This window comes from Micromonospora sp. HM134, assembly GCF_007833915.1.
Taxonomy (GTDB): domain Bacteria; phylum Actinomycetota; class Actinomycetes; order Mycobacteriales; family Micromonosporaceae; genus Micromonospora; species Micromonospora wenchangensis.
In genome coordinates this window covers 4,714,025-4,736,603 of the sequence record NZ_CP041061.1, presented here as the reverse complement: position 1 = coordinate 4,736,603, position 22,579 = coordinate 4,714,025, and the positions used below count along the sequence as shown (strand labels likewise).

The following is a 22,579-nucleotide window of genomic DNA, read 5'->3' as shown; positions in this document are numbered from 1 at the left end:
TGGGCGCACCCGCGCGGCGGTGACCCGGGGTGGCCGGGGCCCTCCGCCGTCGGCGCGCCGGCCGCTACCGGCCGGCGGCGAGCTGCTGTTGCAACTGGTCGATGCGGTCGATGAGGGTGAGCATCATCGACCGCAGCGCGGCGCTGTCCGCGTCCCGGTCCAGGTTCATCCGGCCGAAGGTGAACCCGTGGAAGAGGGCGGACAGGACGGCTGGCGTGACGGCCTCGGAGACGCCGACCCTGCGCAGCACCTGACCCGCGGCGCCCGGGTCCTCCCGCAGCCCGAGCAGCAGGTGGCTGCCGGCGGTGACGGCCGATCCGTGGGCGCGGGCCTGGCCGGCGGCGACGGCCAGCGCCGCGTGGGCCCCGGCCGCCATGGTGGGCGCGGCACCGGCGGCCGACGGGTGGCCCGCCCCGGTGGTGGCCCGGGCGTCGACCTCGTCGGTGACGGCGGCCTGGATCGAGGCGACCGGGAAGCCCAGCAGTTCGACGGTGTTCAGGACCAGGCTCTCCCCCTCGTCGAGGAACGCCTGGAGGACGTCGATGGTCTCGACGGTGGCCGCACCACGGGCGGCGGCGACGTCGTAGGACTGGCGCAGGATCGCCGCGACGTGGTGGTTGGGCGGGGGTGTCAGCGCGACCTGTTCGGGCAGCGCGAGTTCGGCGGGCGCGTCGTGGGTGGCGTTGTCGCTGCCGTCCAGCGCCTGGGTCAGCGCGACCTGGCAGATCCGCGAGACCGGTAGTCGTGCCTCCCGTACCCGGTCGGCGAGGGCGTCCGGCAGATAGACGTTGATCTTCGGCACCTGTCGATCCTGTCACGGGGGGTTCGGCGGGGGTGTCGCGGGTGGGGCGCAGATCACTGGTGGGGGCACCTTGATTGCCTACAAACCCTAGGGGCATACTGGGGTTATGTCGACGCTGCTGACCGCCTGCCGGGCGGTCGACTACGGCCGCACCGGCAGCGCGCTCTGTTGTAGCCGCTGACCCGGCCCGCCGTCCCTCACCGGCCACCGCGCCACGACGGCACCGTCGCCCCCGCTCCGCTGTCTGACTCCCGCGCCACCGCGCGGGTCCACGCGTCCGCGATCGTCCGACCGCGAACCGCTCATCTCCCCGTGCCGGTACGCACGACCTTCCCGGGTGCGTACGCACGACCGCCTCGACGACAGGGTCGCCCCGCCATGACCGAATCCCGCCCCTCCGCCCCTCCGACCGGACGCACGACGTTCGCCGCCGACGAGTTGGCCGCCGCCAGAGCCGGCCTGACGACCGGCATCAACCGGATCTTCGCCGCCTCGGCGATGTCCGCCAGCGGACACGGCAACATCAGCGTCCGACTGCCCGGCCACGACGATCTCCTCGCCGTCAACGCCGGTGACCTGCTGCGCCCGTGGCCCGCCGACGACCTGCGGGTCGGGCTTGCGGGCCTGCGTACCGTCAACGACGAGGTCGTCGTCGTCGACCTCGACGGCGAGGTCCGCTACGGCACGCCGAGCCCGTCGGTGGCCGCGATCCTCAAGATGCACGTCGGCGTCTACCGGACCCGGCCGGACGTCAACGCGGTCATCCACACCCACTCCCCGTACGCCACCAGCTACGCGCTCGCCTCGGTCAGCCTGCCCGCCCGGTACGAGGCGCTGCTGGTCCACGGCCAGGCCGTCGACCTGCCGGTCGCGCCGTGGGCACCGCGCGGCACGGCCGAGGCCGTCCGCTCCATCGCCGAGACCTACCGGGCCCACCCGCAGACGTACGGGGTGCTGCTCGGCAACCACGGTCTGCTCGTCGCCGGCGACTCGGCCACCCACGCCGCGAGCCTGGTCGTGGCGATCGAGGAGGCGGCCGTGTCGAGCCTCGGCGCACTCGCCCTGGGCGGGCCGACCCCCTTCCCCGACCACGTCCGGGACCTGGACCTGCGCCTGCGTTTCTGACCCGCCCGGGTCCGACCGCGCCCGCGCCGCCGACCCGGACACCCGCTCGTCCGAACCCTCTGCCGAAAGTGAGAACGACCGTGTCGTCGACATCCACCCGCTCCCCGCGTCGCCGTTCCGGCCGCGGCCTGGCCGGCCTGCTGACCGCCGCGCTGCTCGTCACCCCCCTCGTCGCCTGCGGCGAGGAGGAGGCGGCGTCCGGGGCCGACGCCGACGGCCTGACCACCGTCACGCTGGCCTCGGCCCCGCTGGCCCACCTCGCCCCGATCTACCTCGCCCAGGACAGGGGCATCTTCGCCAGGCACGGCCTGCGCGTCGAGGTGGACACCGAGACCTCGGACCTGACATCCGTGCCGTCCGTGCTCGCCGGCAAGGTCAACTTCGCCACCGGTGACCTCACCACGCTGATCGTGGCGCGGTCCAAGGGGCTGGACGTCAAGGCGTTGCTGCCGGCCTCCGCCTCGACCGGCAAGGCGGGGGCCGACTACGGCGCCCTCGTCGTGGCCGGCAAGTCCGGCATCACCAGCCCGAAACAGCTCGAAGGCAAGACCGTCGCGGTCAACATCCTCACCAACATCGCCGCCGCGGCGGCCCGCGAGTCGATCCGGGCCGACGGCGGCGACCCGGCGAAGGTGAAGCTCGTCGAGATCCCGTTCCCGCAGGTGCCGGCCGCCCTCAGCGAGGGGCGCGTCGACGGCGCGTGGGTGGTCGAGCCGTTCCTGTCGGCGGCCAAGGCCCAGGGCGCGGTCCCCATCGGCTGGGGCTTCACCGACCTGGCCGAGGACCTCACGGTGTCGGCCTGGTACGCCTCCGGCGCGTACACCCGGGAGCAGTCGAAGGTCACCACGGCGTTCCGGGACGCGGTCCGGGAGGCGTACGCCTACGCCCGCGAGCACGAGGACGAGGTCCGGGCGAAGATCCCGACGTTCACCCAGATCACCCCCGAGGTCGCCAACCGGATCACCATCACCGGATGGCGGGACCAGGTCAGCCGCCAGGCGGCCGAGAAGCTGGTCGGGTACGCGCAACGCGACGGCCTGATCACCGACGCGCCGAACCTCGACGAGCTGATCCTGCCGTGACCACCCCCGGCCACGGCGATCCGCCGGCCCGCCGGCCGGTCGGCGGCAGGTGGGGTCACCGACAGTTGCTGGGCGCGGTGGGGCTGGCCGGGGCGGCGGTGACGTACGAGGTGCTGAGCCGGGCGTTCTTCTCGCCGCTGCACGTGCCGCCGCTGACCGCCGTCGTCCCGGAGGCCGTCGAACTGCTCACCGGGGCGAGGTTCTGGACGGCGACCGGGCGCACCCTGCTGGCCGCCGTCCAGGGCCTGCTGATCGCGGTGGTCGCGGGCATCCTGGTCGGGTTCGCGGTCGGCTCGGTGCCGTGGCTGCTCAGGGTGACCTCCTCCACCCTGGACTTCCTCCGCCCGGTGCCGTCGATCGTGCTGATCCCGGTGCTGATCCTGGTGCTCGACGTCGGGCAGATCACCGTGCTGCTGGTCGCCGTCTCCTGCTTCTGGGTCGTGCTGTTCCAGGTGCTGTACGGCCTGCGGGAGGTCGACCAGGTGGCCGTGGACACGGCCCGCAGCTTCCGGCTGGGCCGGCTGCGGCGGGTCGTCCACGTCACCTGGCCGACGGTGCTGCCGTACCTCGGCACGGCGCTGCGGCTGATCGTGTCGGTGGCGCTGGCCCTGGCGCTCACCGGTGGGCTGGTGATGGGCGCCGCCGGCCTCGGTGAGCTGATCTGGAGCAGCCAGGAGTCCGGCGAGTCCACCGGCATGTACGCGCTGGTGCTGCTCACCGGCGGCATCGGGGTGGTGCTCGACCTGCTCGCCCGGCTGGCTGAGCGGCGGCTGCTGCACTGGCACGTCGCCACCCGGCGGGAGTGGGCCCGGTGAGCGCCGGGGGTCGACGGCCGGGAGCCCCGGGCGGGCCCGGTCGGGCCGGCAGCGCGGTGGGCCGGGCGCTCGGTCTGCCCGTCGTCCTGCTGGTGCTCTGGTGGGTGGCCAGCGCGGACAGCACGAACATCTTCCTGCCGCCGCTGCGCGTCATCGTCGCGGCGTTCCGCGAGGTGTGGCTCTCCGAGGTCTTCCTGCGGGACGTCGTACCGAGCCTGTGGCGGCTCGCCGTCGGCTACGGCGCGGCGCTGCTGCTCGGCGTCGCCGCCGGGTACGTGATCGGGCGGTGGTCGGTCGTGCGCGACCTGACCAGCCCGCTGTTGGCGTACTTCCGGGTGCTGCCGTCGCCGGTGCTGATCCCGGTGCTGCTGGTCGCGGTCGGGATCGGCGACGGCACCAAACTGATCGTCATCGTGTCGGGCGCGCTCTGGCCCATCCTGCTCAACACCGCCGACGGGGTCCGGGCCGTGGACGACGTCGGGCGGGAGACCGCCGCCGTGTTCGGCCTGCCGAGGTGGACCCGGCACCGGCTGCTCCTGCACGCGGCCCTGCCGCAGGTCTTCGCCGGCGCCCGTCAGGCGCTCGGTGTCTCGATCATCGTGATGGTGGTCAGCGAGATGCTGATGAGCACCGACGGGCTGGGCTTCACCGTGATCCGGTTCCAGCGCAGCTTCGCGATCCCGGAGATGTGGAGTGGCGTGCTGCTGCTCGGCGCGCTCGGATTCGCCCTGGCGAAGCTGCTCGAACTGGTCGAGCGCCGGGCCCTGCGCTGGCATCGCGGCGTCACCGGACGAGAGGGAGCATCATGACCACACCAGCCAGCGACACCCTGCTGAGCATCGTCGACCTCGGCAGGTCGTACCGCTCCCGGGAACGCAACGTCGACGCGCTGACCGGGATCACCCTGTCGATCCGTGACGGCGAGTTCGTCGCGGTCGTCGGACCGTCCGGTTGCGGCAAGACCACCCTGCTGAAGATCGTCGCCGGGCTGCTGCCCGCCTCGACCGGCGCCGTCCACCTGGGCGGGCAACGGGTCACCGAGCCGCCGGCCGACCTCGCCGTGGTCTTCCAGGAGTACGGCCGCAGCCTGTTCGCCTGGAAGACCGTCCGGCAGAACGTCGAGCTGCCACTGCGGCACCGCGGCTACACCCGTGCCGGGCGTCGGGGGCTCGTCGCGGAGGCCCTCGACGCGGTGGGGCTGGCCCGGGCCGCCGACGCGTACCCGTGGCAGCTCTCCGGCGGCATGCAGCAGCGGGTCGCGATCGCCCGGGCGATCGCCTACCGGCCCCGGCTGCTGCTCATGGACGAGCCCTTCTCGGCCGTCGACGCCCAGACCCGGGGCGACCTGGAGGACCTGCTGGCCGGGCTGTGGCGGCGGTACGGGATGACCGTCCTGTTCGTCACCCACGACATCGACGAGGCGGTCTACCTCAGCCAGCGGGTCGTCGTCCTCGGCGCGGCCCCGGCCGGCCTGCGGGCGGACATCCCGATCGACCTGCCGGCCGAACGCGACCAGATCGGCACCCGTTCGCTGCCCCGGTTCGGCGAACTGCGCGCCCGGGTCCATGCCCAGGTGCGTGGCGTGCCGCAGCACCCCGACAGGCAACCATCCGACCGACTGGAGAACGTGGCACCGTGAGCACACCAACAGCCGACCAGCATGGGCACACCGACGCGTCGACGGAACCCCGGTGGGTCGACACCGGCGGGGGAGCGGGCCCGCTGTGGTCGTTCCACGTCGGCGAGGTCGAGGTCTTCCCGATCCGGGAGGTCGACTACTTCCCCGTGCCGACGGACTTCTTCCCCCAACTGGAGTCCGGCTCCTGGACCGAGGGGGCCTTCTACACCCGGGAGCCGTTCACCCACGAGGGGCGGCTGCGGCTCAACCAGGAGGCCCACCTGCTCCGGACCCGGGACCGGCTCATCCTGGTCGATGCCGGCGGCGGCAACGGCAAGCCGCGCCGGGGCGGCGTGTTCGACCGCGCGGACCGGCCGTTCCTGGAACAGTTCGCCCGGGCCGGGGTCTCCCTCGCCGACATCGACACGGTGGTCTTCACCCACCTGCACGTCGACCACGTGGGCTTCGCCACCAGCGCGGACGGGGCCGGCGGCTGGGTGCCGACCTTCCCCAACGCCCGCTACCTGGTGGTCCGGGAGGAGTTCGAGTGGTGGACCGGCCCCGAGGGCGCGGCGGCGCTGGAACGGACCGGGGACTACCTCGCGGACAGCATCCTGCCGCTGCGCGCCGCCGGGGTGCTCGACCTGGTCCCCGCCGACCAGGTGCTCACCCCGGAGATCCACCTCGTCCCGGCGTTCGGCCACACCCCCGGCAACGTCTACCTGGTGGTCGAGTCGGCCGGGCAGCGGGCCCTGTTCGCCGGGGACATGCTGCACCACGGCGTCCAGCTGGAGCGTCCGGAGTGGAGCATCCGGTACTGCGTGGTGCCGGGCGACTCCGCCGACCAGCGCCGTCGGCTGCTGGAGCGGGCCGCGGACTCCGGTGACCTGCTGGTGCCGGCCCACTTCCCGTTCCCGGCCGCCGGGTACGTGCACCGGGCCGGGCGCGGCTTCACCTACACCTTCATCGACGTCTGATGGGTGCGGAGTGTGCCGGGCCGCTGTACGTCGCCGACTTCCACACCCACCACGCCGCCGCGGACCATCCGGCGCTGCCGCCCCGCAACAGCTCCGCGGAGCTGGCCGGACGGTGGGAGGTCCTGGCCCGCCGGATCGCCGACCTGGACGACCTGCTCGCCGAGTCCGGCCGGCTCGGCGTCGACCTGCGGGTGCTGAGCGCGCCACCGGCACTGGTGACGCCGCACGGCGAACGTACCCGCCCGGCGGACCTGCGGCGGCTCAACGACCGTCTCGCCGAGACGGTGGCGACGGCGCCGGACCGGCTCAGCGGGCTGGCCACCATCGACGCGTTCGGCGGCGACGCGGCGGCCGAGGAGGCGGTGCGGGCGGTCCGGGAGCTGGGGCTGTCCGGGCTGGTCGTCGACTGCGCCACGGACGGTCAACTGCTCAGCGCGGCAGCCGCCCGACCCACCCTGACGGCGGCGGCCGAGCTGGGGGTGCCGGTCTTCGCCCACCCGGTCAGCCCGGAGCTGCTGACGACCGCCTTCGCCGGCCTGGGCGGGTTCGGCACCTCCCTGGCGCGCGGCACGATCAACGCGGCGGCGCTGCTGTCCCTGCTGCACGACGGGGTCCTGGCCGAACTCTCCGGGTTGCACGTGGTCTTTCCGATGCTGGGGGTGGCCGGCCTGGCCTTGGCCGCCGCCCACGACGAGGGGGAGGTGCTGACCGCACGGCCCCCGGGTGCGCCCGGGGCGCACGTCTACCTCGACACCATGGGGTTCGCGCCGGCCGCGATCAGGTTCGCCGCCGACCTGCTGGGCGTCGACCACGTGCTGGTCGGCGGAGACTGGCCGATCGGGCGACGTCACACGACCCGCGAGCGGGTGGAGACGGCGCTGGCGGCGGCCGGCCTGGACGGGGCGCAGGCCCGACTGGTCGCCGGGGCCAACGCGCTGCGGCTGCTGGGCCGTCCGCCCGTCGCCACCCCCGCCCCGGCCGGCACCGGACTGGGACGGGGCGGGGGCGGCTCCCCTCGGTACGCGTAGGTGACCGAGATGGTGGCGTTCGGGCAGCCGCCGGCCAGGCTGGTCAGGGCGCTCTTCTCGGCGCTGTCGACGGTGAGCCGGCAGCGGGCGGCGCTGTACGACGGCAGCCAGGTCGCCGGGTCCTGGTCGCTCCTGGCCTGGTTGACGTTGTCGGTGACGGCGGCCAGCGGCCGGCTGCCGCCGAGGTCGTTGGCGTACGCCTGGCGGCGGCTGGTGCTCCAGCTGCGCGCACCGGAGTCCCACGCCTCGGCGAGCGGCACCTCGTTGCGTGAACGGTGGCGGAACTCGCCGGTCAGCGGCGGGTCGGCAGCCGACCCAGCTTGTCCGGGTTGACCACCAGCAGCAGCCGCCCGATGCCCCGTACCGAGGTGTCCAGCGTGATCAGGGTGACCGGGCGGTCCGCGGTGACCAGCACCGCCGGACCGCCGTTGACCTCCACCAGGTCGACAGTCGTCGCGCGCCAGTACTTGCGCCGCACGTTGTCCAGGAAGTTCGTCACCCGGGCCGGCCCGCACACGTCCCGACGGGCCGCGTACACCCGGCCGCCACCGTCGGACCGGGCCACCACGTCGTCGGTGAGCAGCCGTTCCAGGGTGGCCAGGTCGCCGTCGCGGGCCGCGCCGAGGAACGCCTCCACCAGCCGTCGCCGCTGGGCCGGCGGGGCGGGCGTGGACCCCTCGGCGGCGAGGTGCCGCCGCGCCCGGCTGGCCAGTTGCCGGGCGTTCGGCTCGGACGTGCCGAGCACCCCGGCGATCTCCCGGTACGGGTAGTCGAACGCCTCGCGCAGCACGTACGCGGCCCGTTCGGCGGGGGCCAACCGCTCCAGCAGCAGCAGGACCGCGACGTCCAACGCCGCCGCCCGTTCCGCGCCGAGGGTCGGGTCGGCACTGGTGTCGACCGGCTCCGGCAGCCACGGCCCCACGTACGTCTCCCGGGTGGCCCGCGCCGAGGTGGCCGCGTTCACCGCCAACCGGGTGGTCGTGGTGGTGAGGAAGGCCGCCGGGTTGCGCACCCCGCGACGGTCGGCGCCCTGCCAGCGCAGCCACGCCTCCTGCACCACGTCCTCGGCCTCGACGACGCTGCCCAGCATCCGGTAGGCCAACCCGAACAGCCTCGGCCGGACGTCGAGGAACGCGGCCAGGTCCGCCGCCGGGACGACCCGCCCCGTCTCGGCGGCGGTCCCGGACCCGGTCGTCATGCGCCTACCGTAGGCGGTGCGACGCGCGGGCCCGACGTCACCCGACGTCGGGCCCGCGCACAGGGTCAGCGCCCGCGCCACTCGGCCAGCCGGATCTCGCCGGTACGGGCCGCGCCGAGCGGTACCAGCGACCGCTCCGCCAGCAGCGCCCCGAAGTAACGTCCCTGCGGGTCGGTGACCACCGGTCGGGGGTCACCGGCGGCGGCCAACGTCTCCCGGCCCAGCTCGTCCAGCGGGAACCGCTGTGGTCCGGCCAGCTCCACGATCCCGTCGACCGGTGCGCCGGCGGCGATCTCGGCCAGCACCGTCACCACGTCGTCGGCGGCGATCGGCTGGATCAGCGCCGGGGGCAGGCGCACCTCGTCGCCCACCACGGCGGACTCGACGATGGCCGGCACGAACTCGAAGAACTGGGTGGCCCGCACCACCGTCCACGGAATCCCGGCCGCGGCGATCAGCGCCTCCTGCGCCACCTTGGCCCGCATGTACCCGCTGTCCGGAATACGGTCGGTGCCGACGATCGACAGCGCCACGTGGTGCCGTACGCCGGCCTTCTCCTCCGCGTCGAGCAGGGTACGGGTGGACGTCTCGAAGAAGGTCAGGACGGCGGTCTCCTCGAACGACGGGGAGTTCGACACGTCCACCACGACGTCGGCGCCGTCGAGCGCCTCGGCCACCCCCGTGCCGGTGAGCGTGTCCACCCCGGTCCGCGGCGAGGCGGCCACCGCCTGGTGGCCCTGCCGCCCGAGCAGCGTCACCAGCCTGCTGCCGATGAGTCCACTGCCCCCGATGACGACGATCTTCATGGCTGATCCACTCCCTGTCCGTCGATGGCGGTCGCGCCGCCCTCCACCCGTACGACCGGCGGGGCCGCCGATCCGTGACACCCCCGATCCGGGGGCCGGCCCGGCGGCTCCCGGGGACGGGTCGCGGTGCCCCGCCGGGCGGGCCGCCGCCGGGTAGCGTTCCGCCGGTGGGTGCGCCGGCACCCGGGTGAGGAGACACCATGGTGGGCACGACGACGGTGGAGGTTCCGACCAGCGACGGCGCGGCGGACGCGTACCTGGTCCGGCCGGACGGCGACGGGCCGTTCCCGGCGGTGCTGTTCTTCATGGACGCCTTCGGGTTGCGTCCCCGGCTCGCCGAGATGGCCGAGCGGATCGCCGCGCGGGGCTACCTGGTGCTGGTGCCGAACCTGTTCCACCGCACCGGCCCGATGCCGCGCGTCGACCTCGCCGACCTGGCCGACCCGCAGCGGCGCGGCGAGCTGTTCGGCCGGATCGTGCCGCTGATCAGCGCGCTCACCCCGGAGCTGGTGGCCCGGGACGCCGGGGCCTACCTGGACTTCCTCGCCGCCCGTGACGACGTCGCGGACGGGCCGGTGGCGATCGTCGGGTACTGCATGGGTGGCACCAACGCGCTGCGCGCGATCGCGGCGCACCCGGACCGGATCGCGGCGCTGGCCAGTTTCCACGCCGGACGGGTCGTCACCGACGCTCCGGACAGCCCGCACCTCGGCGTCGGCGCGGTCACCGGCGAGCTGTACTTCGCCCACGCCGACCGGGACGAGTCGATGACCGCCGACCAGATCGCCACGTTGGAGGGGGCGCTCGACGCCGCCGGGGTCGCCTACCGCTCCGAGGTGTACGCCGGCGCGCCGCACGGCTTCACGATGGCCGACACCGCGATGTACGACGAGGGGGCCACCGAGCGGCACTGGACGGCGTTGTTCGACCTGTTGGAGCGGACCCTGCGGGGTGCGGCGTGGCGGTCGGATGACGGTCCCCACGCGGGGGCATGACAGTCGCGTGACATTTGGCCCGCAGCGTCCCGTCGTGGTTTCACCGCCCGCCCACCCGGGGCAGAAGCGAGGTCGACAGCGACTCGTGGAGGGACGACACACGTGGAAGTACAGGGCTTCTTCACCGCCATCATCATCGGTCTGATCATCGGTGCCCTGGGTCGCCTCGTGGTGCCCGGGAAGCAGAAGATCTCGATCCTGCTCACCCTGGCCATCGGCGTGGTGGCCGCGATCCTCGGCACCCTGCTCGCCGGCGCGCTCGGGGTGGACGACACACCGGGCATCGACTGGATCGAGCTGTTCCTCCAGGTGGCCTTCGCGGCCATCGGCGTCGCCCTCCTCGCCGGCACGTACGGCCGACGTCGGCACTGACCCGCATCCCCCTCGCGTCGGCCCGCCCTCTCCCCGGGGCGGGCCGACGCGGCCGTTGCGGGGCGGGTGGCGGTTCGGGTACCCCCGGGGGTATGTTGGTGGCAGGAGGTGCACCGTGAAACTGCGACCGGAGATGACCGGCGACGCGTTGACCCGGCTCAAGCGGGCCCGGGGTCAGCTCAACGCCGTGATCGAGATGATGGAGAACGGCGAGGACTGCCGGGAGGCGTTGACCCAGCTCGCGGCGGTCTCCAAGGCCATCGACCGGGCCGGTTTCAAGATCATCGCCTCCGGGATGCGGCACTGCGACGCGGCGCGTGCGCGCGGTGAGACTCCCGAGATGGCCGAGGCCGAGCTGGAGAAGCTCTTCCTGGCGCTGGCCTGACCCGCGATCGGCATCCCGCCCGGCCCGCCTGAGTGGGCCCCGGGCGGGTACTCCCCACCCCGGAACACGTGCACCCGTCTGTCGGTTACATACCCCCAGGGGTATAGGCGAAAAGAGAGGTCTGTCATGACTGTTGAGGTGACGGTGCTCAGCACGTCCTCCCTCGGCGACCGCAGCTACCTGGCCTCCGACGGCCGGATCGCGGTCGTGGTCGACCCGCAACGCGACGTCGACCGCATCCTGCGCCTGGCCGGCCAGCGGGACGTCCGGATCACCCACGTGGTGGAGACCCACCTGCACAACGACTACGTCTCCGGCGGCCGGGAACTCGCCCGGCTCACCGGCGCCGAATACCTGGTGGCCGCCGCCGACCAGGTCGACTTCCCCCGCACCCCGGTCGACGACGGCGACGAGGTGCCCGTGTCGGACACCCTGCGGCTACGGGTGGTCGCCACCCCCGGCCACACCTTCCACCACCTGTCCTACGTCCTGGACACCGCCACCGACGGCGGCTGGCAGCCGGTCGGCGTCTTCACCGGCGGCTCCCTGCTCTTCGGCACCACCGGCCGCACCGACCTGCTCGGCCAGCAGCACGCCCACGAACTCGCCCACCACCAGCACACCTCCGCCCGGCGGCTGGCCGACCTGCTGCCCGACGGCACCCAGGTCTGGCCCACCCACGGCTTCGGCAGCTTCTGCTCCGCCACCCAGGCCGACGCCCCCGACTCCACCATCGGTCGGGAGCGGCAGGTCAACCCGGTGCTCCGGCTCGCCGCCGACGACTTCGTCACCGACATCCTCGCCGGCCTGGACGCCCACCCCGCGTACTACGCGCACATGGGGGCCACCAACGCCGCCGGCCCGACGCCGATCGACCTCACCCCGGCGACCCGCGCCGACGCCGGGCAGCTGCGCGAACGGATCGCCGCCGGGCAGTGGGTGGTCGACCTGCGGCACCGCAAGGCGTACGCCGCCGCGCACCTCACCGGCACGGTCAGCCTCGGCCTCGACGGGCCGATGGCCACCTGGCTCGGCTGGCTGATCGACTGGGGCACCCCGCTCACCCTGCTCGCCGAGACCCCGGAACAGCTCGCCGAGGCCCAGCGGGAGCTGGCCCGCATCGGCATCGACCGGCCCGCCGCCCAGGCCACCGGCGGCCCCGAACGGTGGGCCGTCGACCCCGGCCAGCTCCGCGAGCAGCCCACCGCCGACTTCGCGGCCCTGGCCGCCGCCCGCGCCGGGAACCCGCCCGCCGGACTGCCCACCCCGCAGGTCGTCCTCGACGTGCGGATGACCAACGAGTGGACGGCCGGGCACCTCACCGACGCGGTCCACGTCCCCCTGCCCGACCTGCGGGCCCGGCTCGCCGAGATCCCCACCGGGGTGATCTGGGTGCACTGCGGTTCCGGCTACCGGGCCAGCGCCGCCGCGTCCCTGCTGGCCAACGCCGGCCGCACGGTGGTCGTCGTCGACGACCGGTTCGACCGGGCCGCGCCCGCCGGCCTCGCCCTGACCACCCCCGCCTGAACCCGGCCGCCCCCACCACCGCTGCGGTGGACCCCGAAACGAGGAGAGATGGACCGCACCGACCCCACCCGCGCGGCCACCGTCGACGCCGACACCCTGCATGCCCTGGCCGACGCAGGCCGGGCGCTCGCCGCCGCCGGCCTGCCCCACCTGCGGGTCCTCGACGGCGGCATGCTCGCCTGGGAGAAGATCCCGGCTCCCGTACGGCGGGGCACCCCCCGCCGGGACCTGGAACGGCAGGTACGCCTCGTCGCCGGGTCGATCGTGCTGGTCAGCGTCCTCGGCTCGGTGCTGGTGCCGGGGCTGAAGTGGGTCGCCGCGCTGATCGGCGGCGGGCTCACCGTCGCCGCCCTCACCGACACCTGTGCCATGGGTCGGCTGCCCTACAACCGGGGCGCCGGACGCGACCTGGACGGTGTCGTCGCCCAGCTGCGCGGTGACACCGGACGGCAGGGGTGAACGCCACCCTGCCGCTGACCGTCGGGCTGGCCGTGCTGATCGGGGTCAGCCTCGGCCTGCTCGGCGGCGGCGGTTCCATCCTGGCCGTGCCGCTGCTGGTCTACGTCGCCGACCTGCCGACCCCCTGCCGATGCCGGTCGCCATCGGCACCTCGCTGGTGGTGATCGCGATGAAGTCGTTCGCGGGTCTCGCCGGCTACCTCTGGACCGTCGACATCCACTGGCCGCTGGCGCTCGCCGTCACCGCCGCCGCCGTGCTCGGCAGCCTGCTCGGCGGGCGGCTCACCAGCCGGGTGCCGGCCGAGGTCCTACGCCGGTCGTTCGGCTGGTTCGTCCTGGTCATGGGCGGTTTCGTGCTGGTCCGGCAACTACCCGGCGGGGTACGGGCCGACCCGGCGCTGTGGACCGGCCTGGCCGGCCTCGCGGCCGGTGCGGCGCTCGCCGCGCTGAGCTGCGCCCGACGTTCCCCGGCCGGCGTCGGTCAGGGAGCGACCCGCCCCGCCGACTGACGGCCACCCGGCGCGGTCACCGGGGACGGCGCAGGTTACGCATCTTCTCCATGCCCTGCCGGACCCGGACGGTACGCAGCAGGTTGCTGGTCTCCTTGCGGAAGTGGCTGCACTGCTTGCCGAACTCGCCCACCGACTCGTCCTTGCTCGACTGGAGGAGCCGTTCGGCGTACTCCAGCCAGCTGCGGCCCTCCCACGGGCACGGCTCGGCGACCGGATCGGCCGAGGAGGTCAGCTCGGCGGCCAGCAGGATCGCCCGGGCCATCAGGAAGTTGGTGACCGGGGTGACCCGGCCGCCCAGGTGGACCTGCTGGAACACCCGGCACCCGTCGAAGAAGTGGAACGCCCGCACCGCCTGGTCGGGGTCCCGGCGCAGCTCCGCCATCCGCAGGTAGACCGCACCGAGGCCGCGCAGGAGCTGCACCTCGGTGAAGTTCTCCCGGAGGAAGTCGGCGATCGTCGAGTGGGACTCGTCGGTCACCTCCCGGTCGGCCGGCGGACGCACCCGGGGCGAGCTGCCGAAGAGCCGGTGGAGCTGGTCGGCGAACGCGCTGTCCTCGGCGATCCGCCACACCCCCGGGTCGGCCAGGCTGGTGACCACGGAGTCGCCGCTCCACCGCCGGTTGAGCATCGCCGCCACACCCTCGGTGTAGCCGCCGTTGCTCATGATCTCGGTGGCGACCCTCTCGACGTCGTTCCAGGCGATCTCCCGGTTCAGCTCCAGGTCGACCCGGGTCCGCAGGATCACCAACTGCTCCAGCAGCGGCCCCTCCCGCTCCTCGGCGGCGAGCAGCTCGCCCGCCTCCAGCAGCAGCGGACGCGGGTCGGGGTCGTTGCGCGGCCAGGCGAACTGGGCGTACCCGACGACGGCCTCCACCATGGCCAGCCCGTGCCGCAACCGTCCCCGACCGTCCGACGCGGTCACGATCAGTCGCCGGTACGTCTCGATCGCCTGCCGGTACTCCCAGATGTAGCGGTGGAACTCCGCCCGGACCTCCAGCACCCCCGGATGCTCCGGCCAACGCCGCTCGGCGGCCCGGATCAGCTCCCAGACCGCGCTGTTGTCGACGTCGTTACGACGGTTCACCCCCTGCTCGTCCCGGTACGTCTCCAGCACCCCCAGCCAGCGCCGGTACTGCCGCTCCAGCCCCACCTCCATCTGGAGCAGCTCGATCGAGTGGCTGAACCGGCGCAGGTGCCCGTCGAGCTTGTCCCGGCGGACCCGGTAGAGCCGACGGATGTTGACCAGCCGTTCCGGCGGCGGCACGGTGCTGCTCTCCCGCCCCTCCGGGGTGGACGCGGCCAGCAGGTTACCCTCGCTGCTCCACCGGGCCCGGTGGCACCACAGGTCGAGCACCGCGTGGTGCCAGGTGGTGTGCTCCTGCTCGGCCAGCCAGGTCTGCACCTCCCTGATCCGGCGCAGCAGTTTCTGGTCCCGTGGCCGGGTCCGGGGCGCGTCGCCGGCGCGCGGGGGCGCGTCGACCTCGGCCCGCCAGCCGCCCAGCTCCCGCTGGATGCGCAGCTCCCGCAGCAGCGACTGGGCGCCCGGTCGGTCCTCGTGGGCCCGCCGCGCGCACTCCAGCGCGACCTCGGCCTCGGTCGTCGCCTCGGCGAACTGGTTGTTGCGGCGCAGGCAGTGCGCGACGAACAGGTGCACCTCCGCCTCGATCCCCGGGAACAGCGGGAACTCGCCGTCGGTGAGCACCAGGGCCATCGTCCGCCGGGCGGCGTCCAACTGGCTGACCACGTCCGGGTCGCCCCGGTGGACGGCGTGCAGCAGCCGCCACACGTACATCCGGGTGTCGCCCGGCCAGCGGGCCGGCGAACCCCAGGCCGCCGTCAGCTCCTCGACCACCCGCCGGCCCGTCGCCGCCTGGTCGGCGAAGGTCGGCTGCTCGGCGACGAGCAGCGTCGCCACCCCGCACAGCCGCATGCTCCACAGGCCCCGGTCGCTGTCCGACCCGGACAGGGCCAGCCCCTCGCTGACCGCCGCCGTCGCCTCGGACAGCGTCGTCACCCGTTCCGCCAGGGTGCGCTGCCCCCGGGCGCGGCCGCACAGCAGCCGGTGGCGCATCTGCAACACCGCGAACCGGTCCCGCAGGGTGACCGGTTCGGGCATCAGGTCGAACAGCTCGAACGCGGTGCCGAGCGCGGCCCGCGCGGCCGGCACCCGCCCCGAGGTGAGCTGGAGGTCGACGGTGTTCAGCAGCCAGGAGATGGCCACCGTGATCAGATCCGGTCGGCTGCCGCCGGCCACCCGGGCGCAGTCGGCCAGCACCGGCGCGGCCCGCTCCCGGGCCGGCAGCAGGCTCGTCCCCGCCCGCAGCCGGCGGCCACCGATGAACAGCGCGGTGTCGATCGACTTCAGCAGCCGGTGCGACAGCGCGTCCCGGTCGGCCTGCCCGATCGCCTCCGCCACGACGTCGGCGGCGGCCACGAACGCCTCGCGCACCTGCTGGCCCTGCCCGGTGGCCCGCATCGCCTGGTTGAGCCGGGCGGCACCGGCGACCACCGGGTAGCCGGTGGCCCGGACCGGCCGGCCGGCGGGGACGTCCGCGTCGACCGGCGGCGCGACGGCGTCGGTCGGGGTGGTGACCGGTTCGTCGACGGCCGGGACGGCCGTGGCCTCCAGCAGCACCGGGCTGAACGCGGCGTCGCCGGAGTGCGCGGCGGCGAGGTTGGTCAGCGTCTCCCGCAGCCGGGGATACCCGCCCAGCACCGCCTCGTCGAGGCAGCCGATCGCCCGGTCGACGCCCTTCATGACGTGCCGGTCGGAGTTGTCGGGGTGTCGTTGCCGCTGTCGCAGCATCGCCGTGACCAGGGCGAACATCGCCTCGGCCACCGGCTCGTCGAGCTGGTCGGGGGTGAGTTCGACGCCGTCGACGAGCGCCCGCCCGTAGACGTTGTCGCCGCCGCTGCCGCGCAGGGTGGCGGTCAACGCGTTGCTCAGCGCGTGCCGGGTCGACCGGCCCAGGTCGTGCCAGAGGGTGCCGTCGTGCTCCTGCTGGGTGAGGATGCGGGCCTCGACCAGATGGTGGGTGGCCTGCGGGGTGAGCCCGCAGTCCATCGCTTCGAGCAGCTCGGTGGACATCCACAGCCCGTCGGTGATCGCCCAGGCGGTCAGCACGGCCAGCGCACCGGGCCGGCCACGCCCGCCGTCGACGCCCGTCCACAGCGCGAAGCAGTCGACGTCCCGCAGCCCGGCGCCGACCGTGGCGGCCGAGCGGCGCAGCAGCGCGTCGACGAGGTGTTCGACACCCGGCTGTTCGATCCGCTTGTTCAGCACGTCGTTGGCGAGTTCGTCGACCCCGTTGTGCAGCACCCCGGGCAGCCGGACGAGCTTGTCGTCCAGCTCCGTCCAGAGTCGACCCTCGGCGAGGCCGGTGATGGTCAGGCCGCCGCCGTACAGCGGGTCGGCGAGCACCTGGTCGACCAGCGCGGTGGCCTCGTCCTCGCTGAGTTCCCGCAGCTGGACCACCGGCAGGTAGCGCAGCCGGTTGTCGCCGCTGACGTGGACCTCCGCCCGGGTGGCGATGATGACCAGCGCCCGGTCGAACACGGACAGCTCCAGCAGCCGGTCCAGCTGCGCCCGGACCGCCTCCGGCCGGGTGCCCAACCGGGAACCCTCGACGAACAGGATCAGCCGCCGGCGGTGCAGCTGCCGCTGCAACTCCTCGACCAGGGTCGTCCGGACCGCCTCGGCGTAGTCCATGCCGTAGTCGGTGACGTCGTCGATGGTGACGTCGAGCTCCCGGGCGAGCACCCCGAGCACCGGCTCGGGCGCGCTGCTGTTGGGGATGTCCAGCCGCAGCAGCGCCACCTCGTCGAGCTGCCCGGCCTCCTCGGCGAAGCGGGCCAGCACCTCGTCGACGAAGTACCGCTTGCCGGCGTGCCGGGGCCCGACGACCGGCAGCACCGCCCCCTGCGGCAGGCGCAGGCTGGCCCCGCCCCGGGCCAGTTCCGGGACCCGGCCGGCGAACGGCACCTGCCGGGCCGGCCAGGCGCTCTCGAAGCCGGACCGTTCGCCCTGGTCGGTGGGGAAGCCGGCCGGCCGGCGGGGGAACGGCACCGCACGCCGCTGCGGCGGACGCCACGCCGGGTTACGCACCCAGCCCCGGTCGAACTCGACCGGGCTGCGGGCCGGCGCGGGAAAGCCTTCGCCGGCCAGGAGTTCCCCGGCCTCCCGCAGCACCTCCGTCGGGCTCAGCCACTCGGGCGCGTCCGCCCGGCCGCGCCCGAAGACCTCCAGCAGGGCCCGGGTGAACGGGGTGTGCAGCTCGTCCGGGCCGGCGTCGCGCGCCGGCCCGCTGCGGACGGCCGCCATCAGCTGCCAGCCACGGTCCTCGTCGAGATGCAGCGCCTCCGACGGCAGGACCAGGCTGGCGTTTCCCGCGTGGCAGCAGTCGAGGATCAGCAGGCACCGCCGGGCGTCCCTGCCCTTGGCCGCCGCCACGAACCTCTCCACCGGGAACTCGGTGCCGGAGGTGTCCGGGGCCTCGCGGGGAAGGAGGCGTAGCGACCGGCCCACCAGTACGGCGTGACCGGCGAAGTAGACCACCAGCACGCCGTCCGGGCCGACCGAGTTGGCGGCGTTGCGGACCCGCCCCTCCATTTCGGCGGAGGTGGGATCGTGCGCGGTCTGGATGCTCCAGCCCGGCAGACCCCAGACCTCGCGGGCGGCGAGGGCCCTGCCGAGCTCCTCGACGTTGTCGTGGGCGGCGGGAACGGTCAGCCCCAGATGGTCGTAGGTGCTGACCCCCAGCAGGACGGCCTGGGACTGGGCCGGGTCGAACCGTGGTTGGTGCGCAGCGGTCACCGCAGGCCCTGTTGGAGCACCGCGATGACGTCCTCGGCCGAGCCGCTGGCCTCGATCTTCACCTCCCGGCTGCCGTCCGGGCTGTCGGTGAGGGTGACCGTGACGGTGGTGTCGCCACCGCGCCGGGCGCTACGCCGGGCCTGGAACCAGTCGTACACCGCCTGGATCACCACGGGCAGCAGCACGTCCTGGCCGACGAACTCCAGCACCTCGGCGGCCCCGAGGGTGCCCGGCTCGGGTGCCCGGTGGACCAGCCGGACCCGGCCGTCGCGCAGCTCCGGGTCGGCCACCAGCTCGTCGCGAAGGTCGTGCACCGGCGACTCGTCGGAGTCCGAGACCGAGAAGATCAGACGCATGCCGCCATCATGGCCCATGCCGTCACGCGGTGTCAGCCGCCGGACGCTCTCCTGTCGTCCTGTCGACACAGTCCCACCGACCGTCCACCTCGGACCACCGCCACGACCGAGTCCGGTGGGATTTGCGCGCCGGCTCAGGAGTCGGCGGGGTCGGTCTGCCCGGCGGGCGGGAACGCCAGCGCCACGGTCAGGTCGAGCACCGTGCCGGGTTCGTTGAGCCGGTCGCCGTACAGCTCCCGCAGCCGGCCCATCCGGTACCGGACCGTCTGCGGGTGCACGAACAGGTCGGCGGCGACGTCGTCGCGGCGTCCCTGGTGCAGCAGCCAGGAACGCATCGTCTCGGCCAGCCGCGTGGCGGTCGCCGCCGGGAGCGTGGCCAGCGGCGCGAGCACCTGAGCGCGCAGGTCGGCCAGCGCCTCCGGGTCGGTGTGCAGCACCAGCCGGGCCAGGTGCTGTTCGGTGTCCAGCGCGGCGCCGTCGGCGGGCGCCGGCACGCCGACGGCGAGCGCCGTCAACACCCGCCGGTACGACCGGGCCACCGCGACCCAGGGCCGGGCCGGGCCGAGCACCGCGTGGTGCCCGTGCAGCGCCGTGGCGAGCTGCCGCCGCCGCCCGCCGTGCATGTCCGGGACGAGCAGCAGCGCCCCCTCCTCGGCCCACTGCGCCCCGGGCAGCTCCTCGCCGCTCTCCAGGGTGTGCGGGGGGAGCACGGCGAGTACCCCGCGCAGGCTGCTGCGGGGCAGCACCACCACGGTCAGGGTCTGCGGCGGGGGCCACTCGGCCCGTTCGGCGCCGCGCCGCAGCACCTCCTCCGGCTCCCCGGCCAGCAGTTGCTGGGTGAGCCGGTCCAGGTCGCGCCGCCGGGCCCGGCCGACGTTGGCCAGCTCGTCGGAGTGGCCGGCGACGCTCGCGGCGGAGAGTTCGTCGATGTAGGCGAACATCAGCTCGGCGAACTCGGCGACCGTCTCGGCGGACAACCCGCTGCGCACGGTGGTGGTGGAGACCTCCCGCCAGGCCACCCGCGCCCCCACCCGGTAGGCGGCCAGCAGCGCGTCCATGCTCCGCCCCGCCCGCGCCTCCCCGGCGCCCAGCGCGTACGCGGCCTCCAGCGCCCGGTTCAGCGGGGTGCTCGGGTCGGCCGCCCCACCGGCCCGCTCGATGAGCTGGAGGAACGTGCCCAACGCGATGCGTACCGCGTTCTCGATCTTCTCGCGCATCTGGCCGGTGAGGGTGCCGGAGTAGGCGGGGACCTCGGCGGTGATGGTGGTGACGGTGTGCGCGGCGACCATCGGCAGCCGACCGCGTAACCGCGCGGCCACCTGCGCGTCGAGTTCCAGCCGGCCGCCCAGGTGGCTGGTCGCCCCCGATTCCGACATGTTGTTCCCTTCGAACAAGTTACCGCGTCCGATTCACCTTCCCCGGTCAAGATGTTATGCGAAAGTGCGAGGACCCTGGGTTCATGACCACCACCGTCCCGCACCCTGAGGCGAAGACCACCGTCCGGGACCGGCTCCTGCGGCTGGCCGAGACGGTCACCACCCCGCTGCTGCCGGAGGACTACCTCGACCTGGTCGCGCCGCTGCGCGCCGGGGCCGCCCTGCGCGGGCGGATCGTCGCCGTCGAGCCCGAGACCCCCGACGCGGCGACCCTCACCATCCGGCCCGGCCGCGACTGGCGCGGCCACACCCCCGGCCAGTACGTCCGCCTCGGCGTCGACGTCGACGGGGTACGCCAGTGGCGGGCCTACTCGCTGACCTCCGCCCCCGACCGCCCCGACCGCCTGATCAGCGTCACCGTCAAGGCCATCCCCGACGGCCGGGTCAGCAACCACCTGGTCCACCGGACCCGGGTGGGCACGGTCGTCCAGCTCGACCAGGCGCTCGGGGACTTCGTCCTGCCCGACCCGGTCCCCGCCCGGGTGCTGTTCCTCACCGCCGGCAGCGGCATCACCCCCGTGATGGGCATGCTCCGCGCCGGCGTGCACACCCGCGCCGACGTGGTCGTGCTGCACTCCGCGCCGACCCCCGACGACGTCGTGTTCGGCCCGCAGCTGCGTGCGCTGGCCGCGCAGGGCGGCATCCGGCTGGTCGAACGGCACACCGACCGGGACGGCCTGCTCGGCGTCGACGAGCTGGCCGGCCTGGTCCCCGACCACCTCGACCGGCAGACCTGGGCCTGCGGCCCGGTCGGCATGCTCGACGCGGTGCAGGAGCACTGGACGGCGGCCGGCGTCGCCGACCGGCTGCACACCGAACGGTTCCGGCCGACGGTCATCGCGCCCGGCGAGGGCGGCACCGTCACCTTCACCCGCACCGGCCTCACCCTCGCCGCCGACGGCGGCACCCCGATCCTCGACGCCGGTGAGGCCGCCGGCGCGCTGATGCCGTCCGGCTGCCGGATGGGCATCTGCTACGGCTGCGTCCTGCCGCTGCGCCAGGGCGCGGTGCGGGACCTGCGCACCGGGGAACTCACCACCGCCGTCCCCGGTGACGGCGTGCTCATCCAGACCTGCGTGTCGGCGGCGGCCGGTACCTGCGACATCGATCTCTGACCGGAGGCCGGACGTGACCGTCATCCAGCACAAGCCCGTCAACCCGATCGCCCACCTGAGCGCCGAGGACATCGAGACGCTCGGCAGGGAACTCGACGCCATCCGGGACCGGGTGCTCGCCGAGCGCGGCGCGAGCGACGCGGCCTACATCCGCAAGGTGATCAGGACCCAGCGGACCCTGGAGATGAGCAGCCGCGCGGTGCTGCTCTTCTCACTCTTCCCGCCGGCCTGGGTGGTCGGCACCGCCGGTCTGGCGGTGGCCAAGATCCTGGAGAACATGGAGATCGGCCACAACATCCTGCACGGCCAGTACGACTTCATGCGCGACCCGAAGATCCACTCCACCACCTGGGAGTGGGACCACGTCTCCCCGGCCGACCAGTGGAAGCACTCGCACAACCAGCTGCACCACACGTACACCAACGTGCTGGGCAAGGACAACGACCTCGGGTACGGCATCATGCGCGTCGACGAGGACCAGAAGTGGTACCCGATGCACCTCGGCCAGCCGCTGTGGAACTTCGTCAACGCCTGCTTCTTCGAGTACGGCATCGCCGCGTACGACCTGGAGCTGGGCCGCAACCTGCGCAAGGGCCGGCACAAGACCCCCGAGTTCCGGGCCCGGCTGCGCGCGGTCGGCCGCAAGATCCGCCGCCAGGTGCTCAAGGACTACGTCATCCACCCGCTGCTGTCCGGCCCGTCCTTCCTCACCACCCTGGCCGCGACCTTCACCGCGAACCTGATCCGCAACCTGTGGAGCCACTCGGTGATCATGTGCGGCCACTTCCCCAACGGGGTGGAGACGTTCTCCAAGACCTCGATCGAGGGCGAGACCCGGGGCGAGTGGTACCTGCGGCAGATGCTCGGCTCGGCCAACATCAGCGGCAGCCGGCTGCTGCACATCATGACCGGCAACCTGTCCTTCCAGATCGAGCACCACCTCTTCCCCGACCTGCCCAGCAAGCGCTACCAGGAGATCGCCCCGCAGGTACGGGCGCTGTTCGACAGGTACGGGCTGACCTACACCACGGGCCCACTGCCCAAGCAGGTCGCCTCCGCCTGGTGGAAGGTCATCCGGCTCTCCCTGCCCAACCGGGAGACCGCCCCGCCGGCCATCGACGAACCCCCGGCCCGGGTGCTCGCCACCTCCGGCGTCTGA

General features: G+C 73.8%; 20 protein-coding genes and 2 pseudogenes. 16 read left to right on the top strand and 6 right to left on the bottom strand.

Annotated elements, in window-relative coordinates; all coding sequences use genetic code 11:
- Positions 1-64: 64 nt before the first annotated feature.
- Positions 65-802 carry a Clp protease N-terminal domain-containing protein gene (locus FJK98_RS20315; RefSeq protein ID WP_145920440.1) on the bottom strand — a complete coding sequence of 246 codons (738 nt, stop codon included), beginning with the start codon at positions 800-802 and terminating at the stop codon, positions 65-67.
- 378 nt (positions 803-1,180) lie between these two features.
- On the opposite strand from FJK98_RS20315, the gene FJK98_RS20310 reads away from it, so the two are divergent.
- The 8 genes from FJK98_RS20310 to FJK98_RS34835 all read left to right on the top strand — a co-directional run bounded on the left by FJK98_RS20310 (position 1,181) and on the right by FJK98_RS34835 (position 7,780).
- On the top strand, positions 1,181-1,927 hold the full coding sequence (locus FJK98_RS20310) for a class II aldolase/adducin family protein (RefSeq protein WP_145920439.1): 747 nt from the start codon (positions 1,181-1,183) through the stop codon (positions 1,925-1,927).
- Between the two features lie 80 nt (positions 1,928-2,007).
- On the top strand, positions 2,008-3,009 hold the full coding sequence (locus tag FJK98_RS20305; RefSeq protein WP_168222516.1) for an ABC transporter substrate-binding protein: 1,002 nt from the start codon (positions 2,008-2,010) through the stop codon (positions 3,007-3,009).
- Positions 3,006-3,824 (top strand): ABC transporter permease, encoded by an 819-nt coding sequence (locus tag FJK98_RS20300; protein ID WP_240762194.1) that lies wholly within the window; start codon positions 3,006-3,008, stop codon positions 3,822-3,824. Before FJK98_RS20305 ends, FJK98_RS20300 begins: the two co-directional genes overlap by 4 nt.
- Entirely contained in the window at positions 3,821-4,633 is an 813-nt protein-coding gene (locus FJK98_RS20295; protein WP_240762192.1) for an ABC transporter permease, read from the top strand. Before FJK98_RS20300 ends, FJK98_RS20295 begins: the two co-directional genes overlap by 4 nt.
- Positions 4,630-5,463, top strand: coding sequence for an ABC transporter ATP-binding protein (locus FJK98_RS20290; RefSeq protein ID WP_145920436.1), 834 nt, complete (start codon positions 4,630-4,632; stop codon positions 5,461-5,463). The genes FJK98_RS20295 and FJK98_RS20290 overlap by 4 nt, the downstream gene beginning before the upstream one ends.
- A complete protein-coding gene (locus FJK98_RS20285; RefSeq protein WP_168222515.1) occupies positions 5,460-6,419 on the top strand; it encodes an MBL fold metallo-hydrolase in 960 nt (319 codons plus the stop codon). The genes FJK98_RS20290 and FJK98_RS20285 overlap by 4 nt, the downstream gene beginning before the upstream one ends.
- On the top strand, positions 6,419-7,447 hold the full coding sequence (locus FJK98_RS20280) for an amidohydrolase family protein (RefSeq protein WP_145920434.1): 1,029 nt from the start codon (positions 6,419-6,421) through the stop codon (positions 7,445-7,447). Before FJK98_RS20285 ends, FJK98_RS20280 begins: the two co-directional genes overlap by 1 nt.
- Positions 7,448-7,780, top strand: coding sequence for a hypothetical protein (locus tag FJK98_RS34835; protein WP_194823160.1), 333 nt, complete (start codon positions 7,448-7,450; stop codon positions 7,778-7,780). It begins immediately after the preceding gene.
- Here FJK98_RS34835 and FJK98_RS20270 read toward each other — a convergent pair.
- Positions 7,740-8,645, bottom strand: a complete 906-nt coding sequence (locus FJK98_RS20270) for an RNA polymerase sigma-70 factor (protein ID WP_145920433.1) — start codon at positions 8,643-8,645, stop codon at positions 7,740-7,742. The genes FJK98_RS34835 and FJK98_RS20270 overlap by 41 nt on opposite strands.
- 65 nt (positions 8,646-8,710) lie before the next feature.
- Complete coding sequence (locus FJK98_RS20265; RefSeq protein WP_145920432.1) at positions 8,711-9,451, bottom strand: SDR family oxidoreductase; 741 nt, start codon at positions 9,449-9,451, stop codon at positions 8,711-8,713.
- A 200-nt stretch (positions 9,452-9,651) separates the two neighbouring features.
- On the opposite strand from FJK98_RS20265, the gene FJK98_RS20260 reads away from it, so the two are divergent.
- From FJK98_RS20260 to FJK98_RS20235, 6 genes and pseudogenes are all read left to right on the top strand, one after another.
- Entirely contained in the window at positions 9,652-10,446 is a 795-nt protein-coding gene (locus tag FJK98_RS20260) for a dienelactone hydrolase family protein (protein ID WP_168222514.1), read from the top strand.
- A 102-nt stretch (positions 10,447-10,548) separates the two neighbouring features.
- Entirely contained in the window at positions 10,549-10,818 is a 270-nt protein-coding gene (locus tag FJK98_RS20255; protein ID WP_145920431.1) for a GlsB/YeaQ/YmgE family stress response membrane protein, read from the top strand.
- Positions 10,819-10,933: 115 nt separating this feature from the next.
- The gene (locus FJK98_RS20250; RefSeq protein WP_145920430.1) at positions 10,934-11,203 is read left to right on the top strand and encodes a metal-sensitive transcriptional regulator; all 270 of its coding nucleotides are present in this window, start codon (positions 10,934-10,936) and stop codon (positions 11,201-11,203) included.
- 126 nt (positions 11,204-11,329) lie between these two features.
- Positions 11,330-12,730 carry an MBL fold metallo-hydrolase gene (locus FJK98_RS20245; RefSeq protein ID WP_145920429.1) on the top strand — a complete coding sequence of 467 codons (1,401 nt, stop codon included), beginning with the start codon at positions 11,330-11,332 and terminating at the stop codon, positions 12,728-12,730.
- Between the two features lie 108 nt (positions 12,731-12,838).
- Positions 12,839-13,189: pseudogene (locus FJK98_RS20240) on the top strand (DUF2892 domain-containing protein); the annotation flags it as partial.
- Positions 13,186-13,697, top strand: a pseudogene (locus FJK98_RS20235) (TSUP family transporter). The pseudogenes FJK98_RS20240 and FJK98_RS20235, both read left to right, overlap by 4 nt.
- A 16-nt stretch (positions 13,698-13,713) precedes the next feature.
- Here the strand turns inward: FJK98_RS20235 and FJK98_RS20230 are convergent.
- The 3 genes from FJK98_RS20230 to FJK98_RS20220 form a co-directional block, all read right to left on the bottom strand.
- Complete coding sequence (locus FJK98_RS20230; protein WP_145920427.1) at positions 13,714-18,513, bottom strand: caspase family protein; 4,800 nt, start codon at positions 18,511-18,513, stop codon at positions 13,714-13,716.
- Positions 18,510-18,869: a hypothetical protein gene (locus FJK98_RS20225; protein WP_145920426.1), complete on the bottom strand. Its 360-nt coding sequence runs from the start codon at positions 18,867-18,869 to the stop codon at positions 18,510-18,512. The genes FJK98_RS20230 and FJK98_RS20225 overlap by 4 nt, the downstream gene beginning before the upstream one ends.
- A gap of 134 nt (positions 18,870-19,003) precedes the next feature.
- Positions 19,004-20,245 carry a CdaR family transcriptional regulator gene (locus FJK98_RS20220; RefSeq protein WP_145920425.1) on the bottom strand — a complete coding sequence of 414 codons (1,242 nt, stop codon included), beginning with the start codon at positions 20,243-20,245 and terminating at the stop codon, positions 19,004-19,006.
- Between the two features lie 83 nt (positions 20,246-20,328).
- Between FJK98_RS20220 and FJK98_RS20215 the strand changes: the two genes are divergently transcribed.
- Entirely contained in the window at positions 20,329-21,420 is a 1,092-nt protein-coding gene (locus tag FJK98_RS20215; protein WP_145920424.1) for a ferredoxin reductase, read from the top strand.
- Between the two features lie 13 nt (positions 21,421-21,433).
- The gene (locus FJK98_RS20210; RefSeq protein WP_145920423.1) at positions 21,434-22,579 is read left to right on the top strand and encodes an acyl-CoA desaturase; all 1,146 of its coding nucleotides are present in this window, start codon (positions 21,434-21,436) and stop codon (positions 22,577-22,579) included.

Bases quoted from the DNA above. Each gene is read 5' to 3' on its own strand.
- FJK98_RS20310 (WP_145920439.1), top strand. From the start codon at position 1,181: ATGACCGAATCCCGCCCCTCCGCCCCTCCGACCGGACGCACGACGTTC.
- FJK98_RS20290 (WP_145920436.1), top strand. From the start codon at position 4,630: ATGACCACACCAGCCAGCGACACCCTGCTGAGCATCGTCGACCTCGGC.
- FJK98_RS20280 (WP_145920434.1), top strand. From the start codon at position 6,419: ATGGGTGCGGAGTGTGCCGGGCCGCTGTACGTCGCCGACTTCCACACC.
- FJK98_RS20270 (WP_145920433.1), bottom strand. From the start codon at position 8,645: ATGACGACCGGGTCCGGGACCGCCGCCGAGACGGGGCGGGTCGTCCCG.
- FJK98_RS20265 (WP_145920432.1), bottom strand. From the start codon at position 9,451: ATGAAGATCGTCGTCATCGGGGGCAGTGGACTCATCGGCAGCAGGCTG.
- FJK98_RS20260 (WP_168222514.1), top strand. From the start codon at position 9,652: ATGGTGGGCACGACGACGGTGGAGGTTCCGACCAGCGACGGCGCGGCG.
- FJK98_RS20245 (WP_145920429.1), top strand. From the start codon at position 11,330: ATGACTGTTGAGGTGACGGTGCTCAGCACGTCCTCCCTCGGCGACCGC.
- FJK98_RS20225 (WP_145920426.1), bottom strand. From the start codon at position 18,869: ATGCGTCTGATCTTCTCGGTCTCGGACTCCGACGAGTCGCCGGTGCAC.
- FJK98_RS20220 (WP_145920425.1), bottom strand. From the start codon at position 20,245: ATGTCGGAATCGGGGGCGACCAGCCACCTGGGCGGCCGGCTGGAACTC.
- FJK98_RS20215 (WP_145920424.1), top strand. From the start codon at position 20,329: ATGACCACCACCGTCCCGCACCCTGAGGCGAAGACCACCGTCCGGGAC.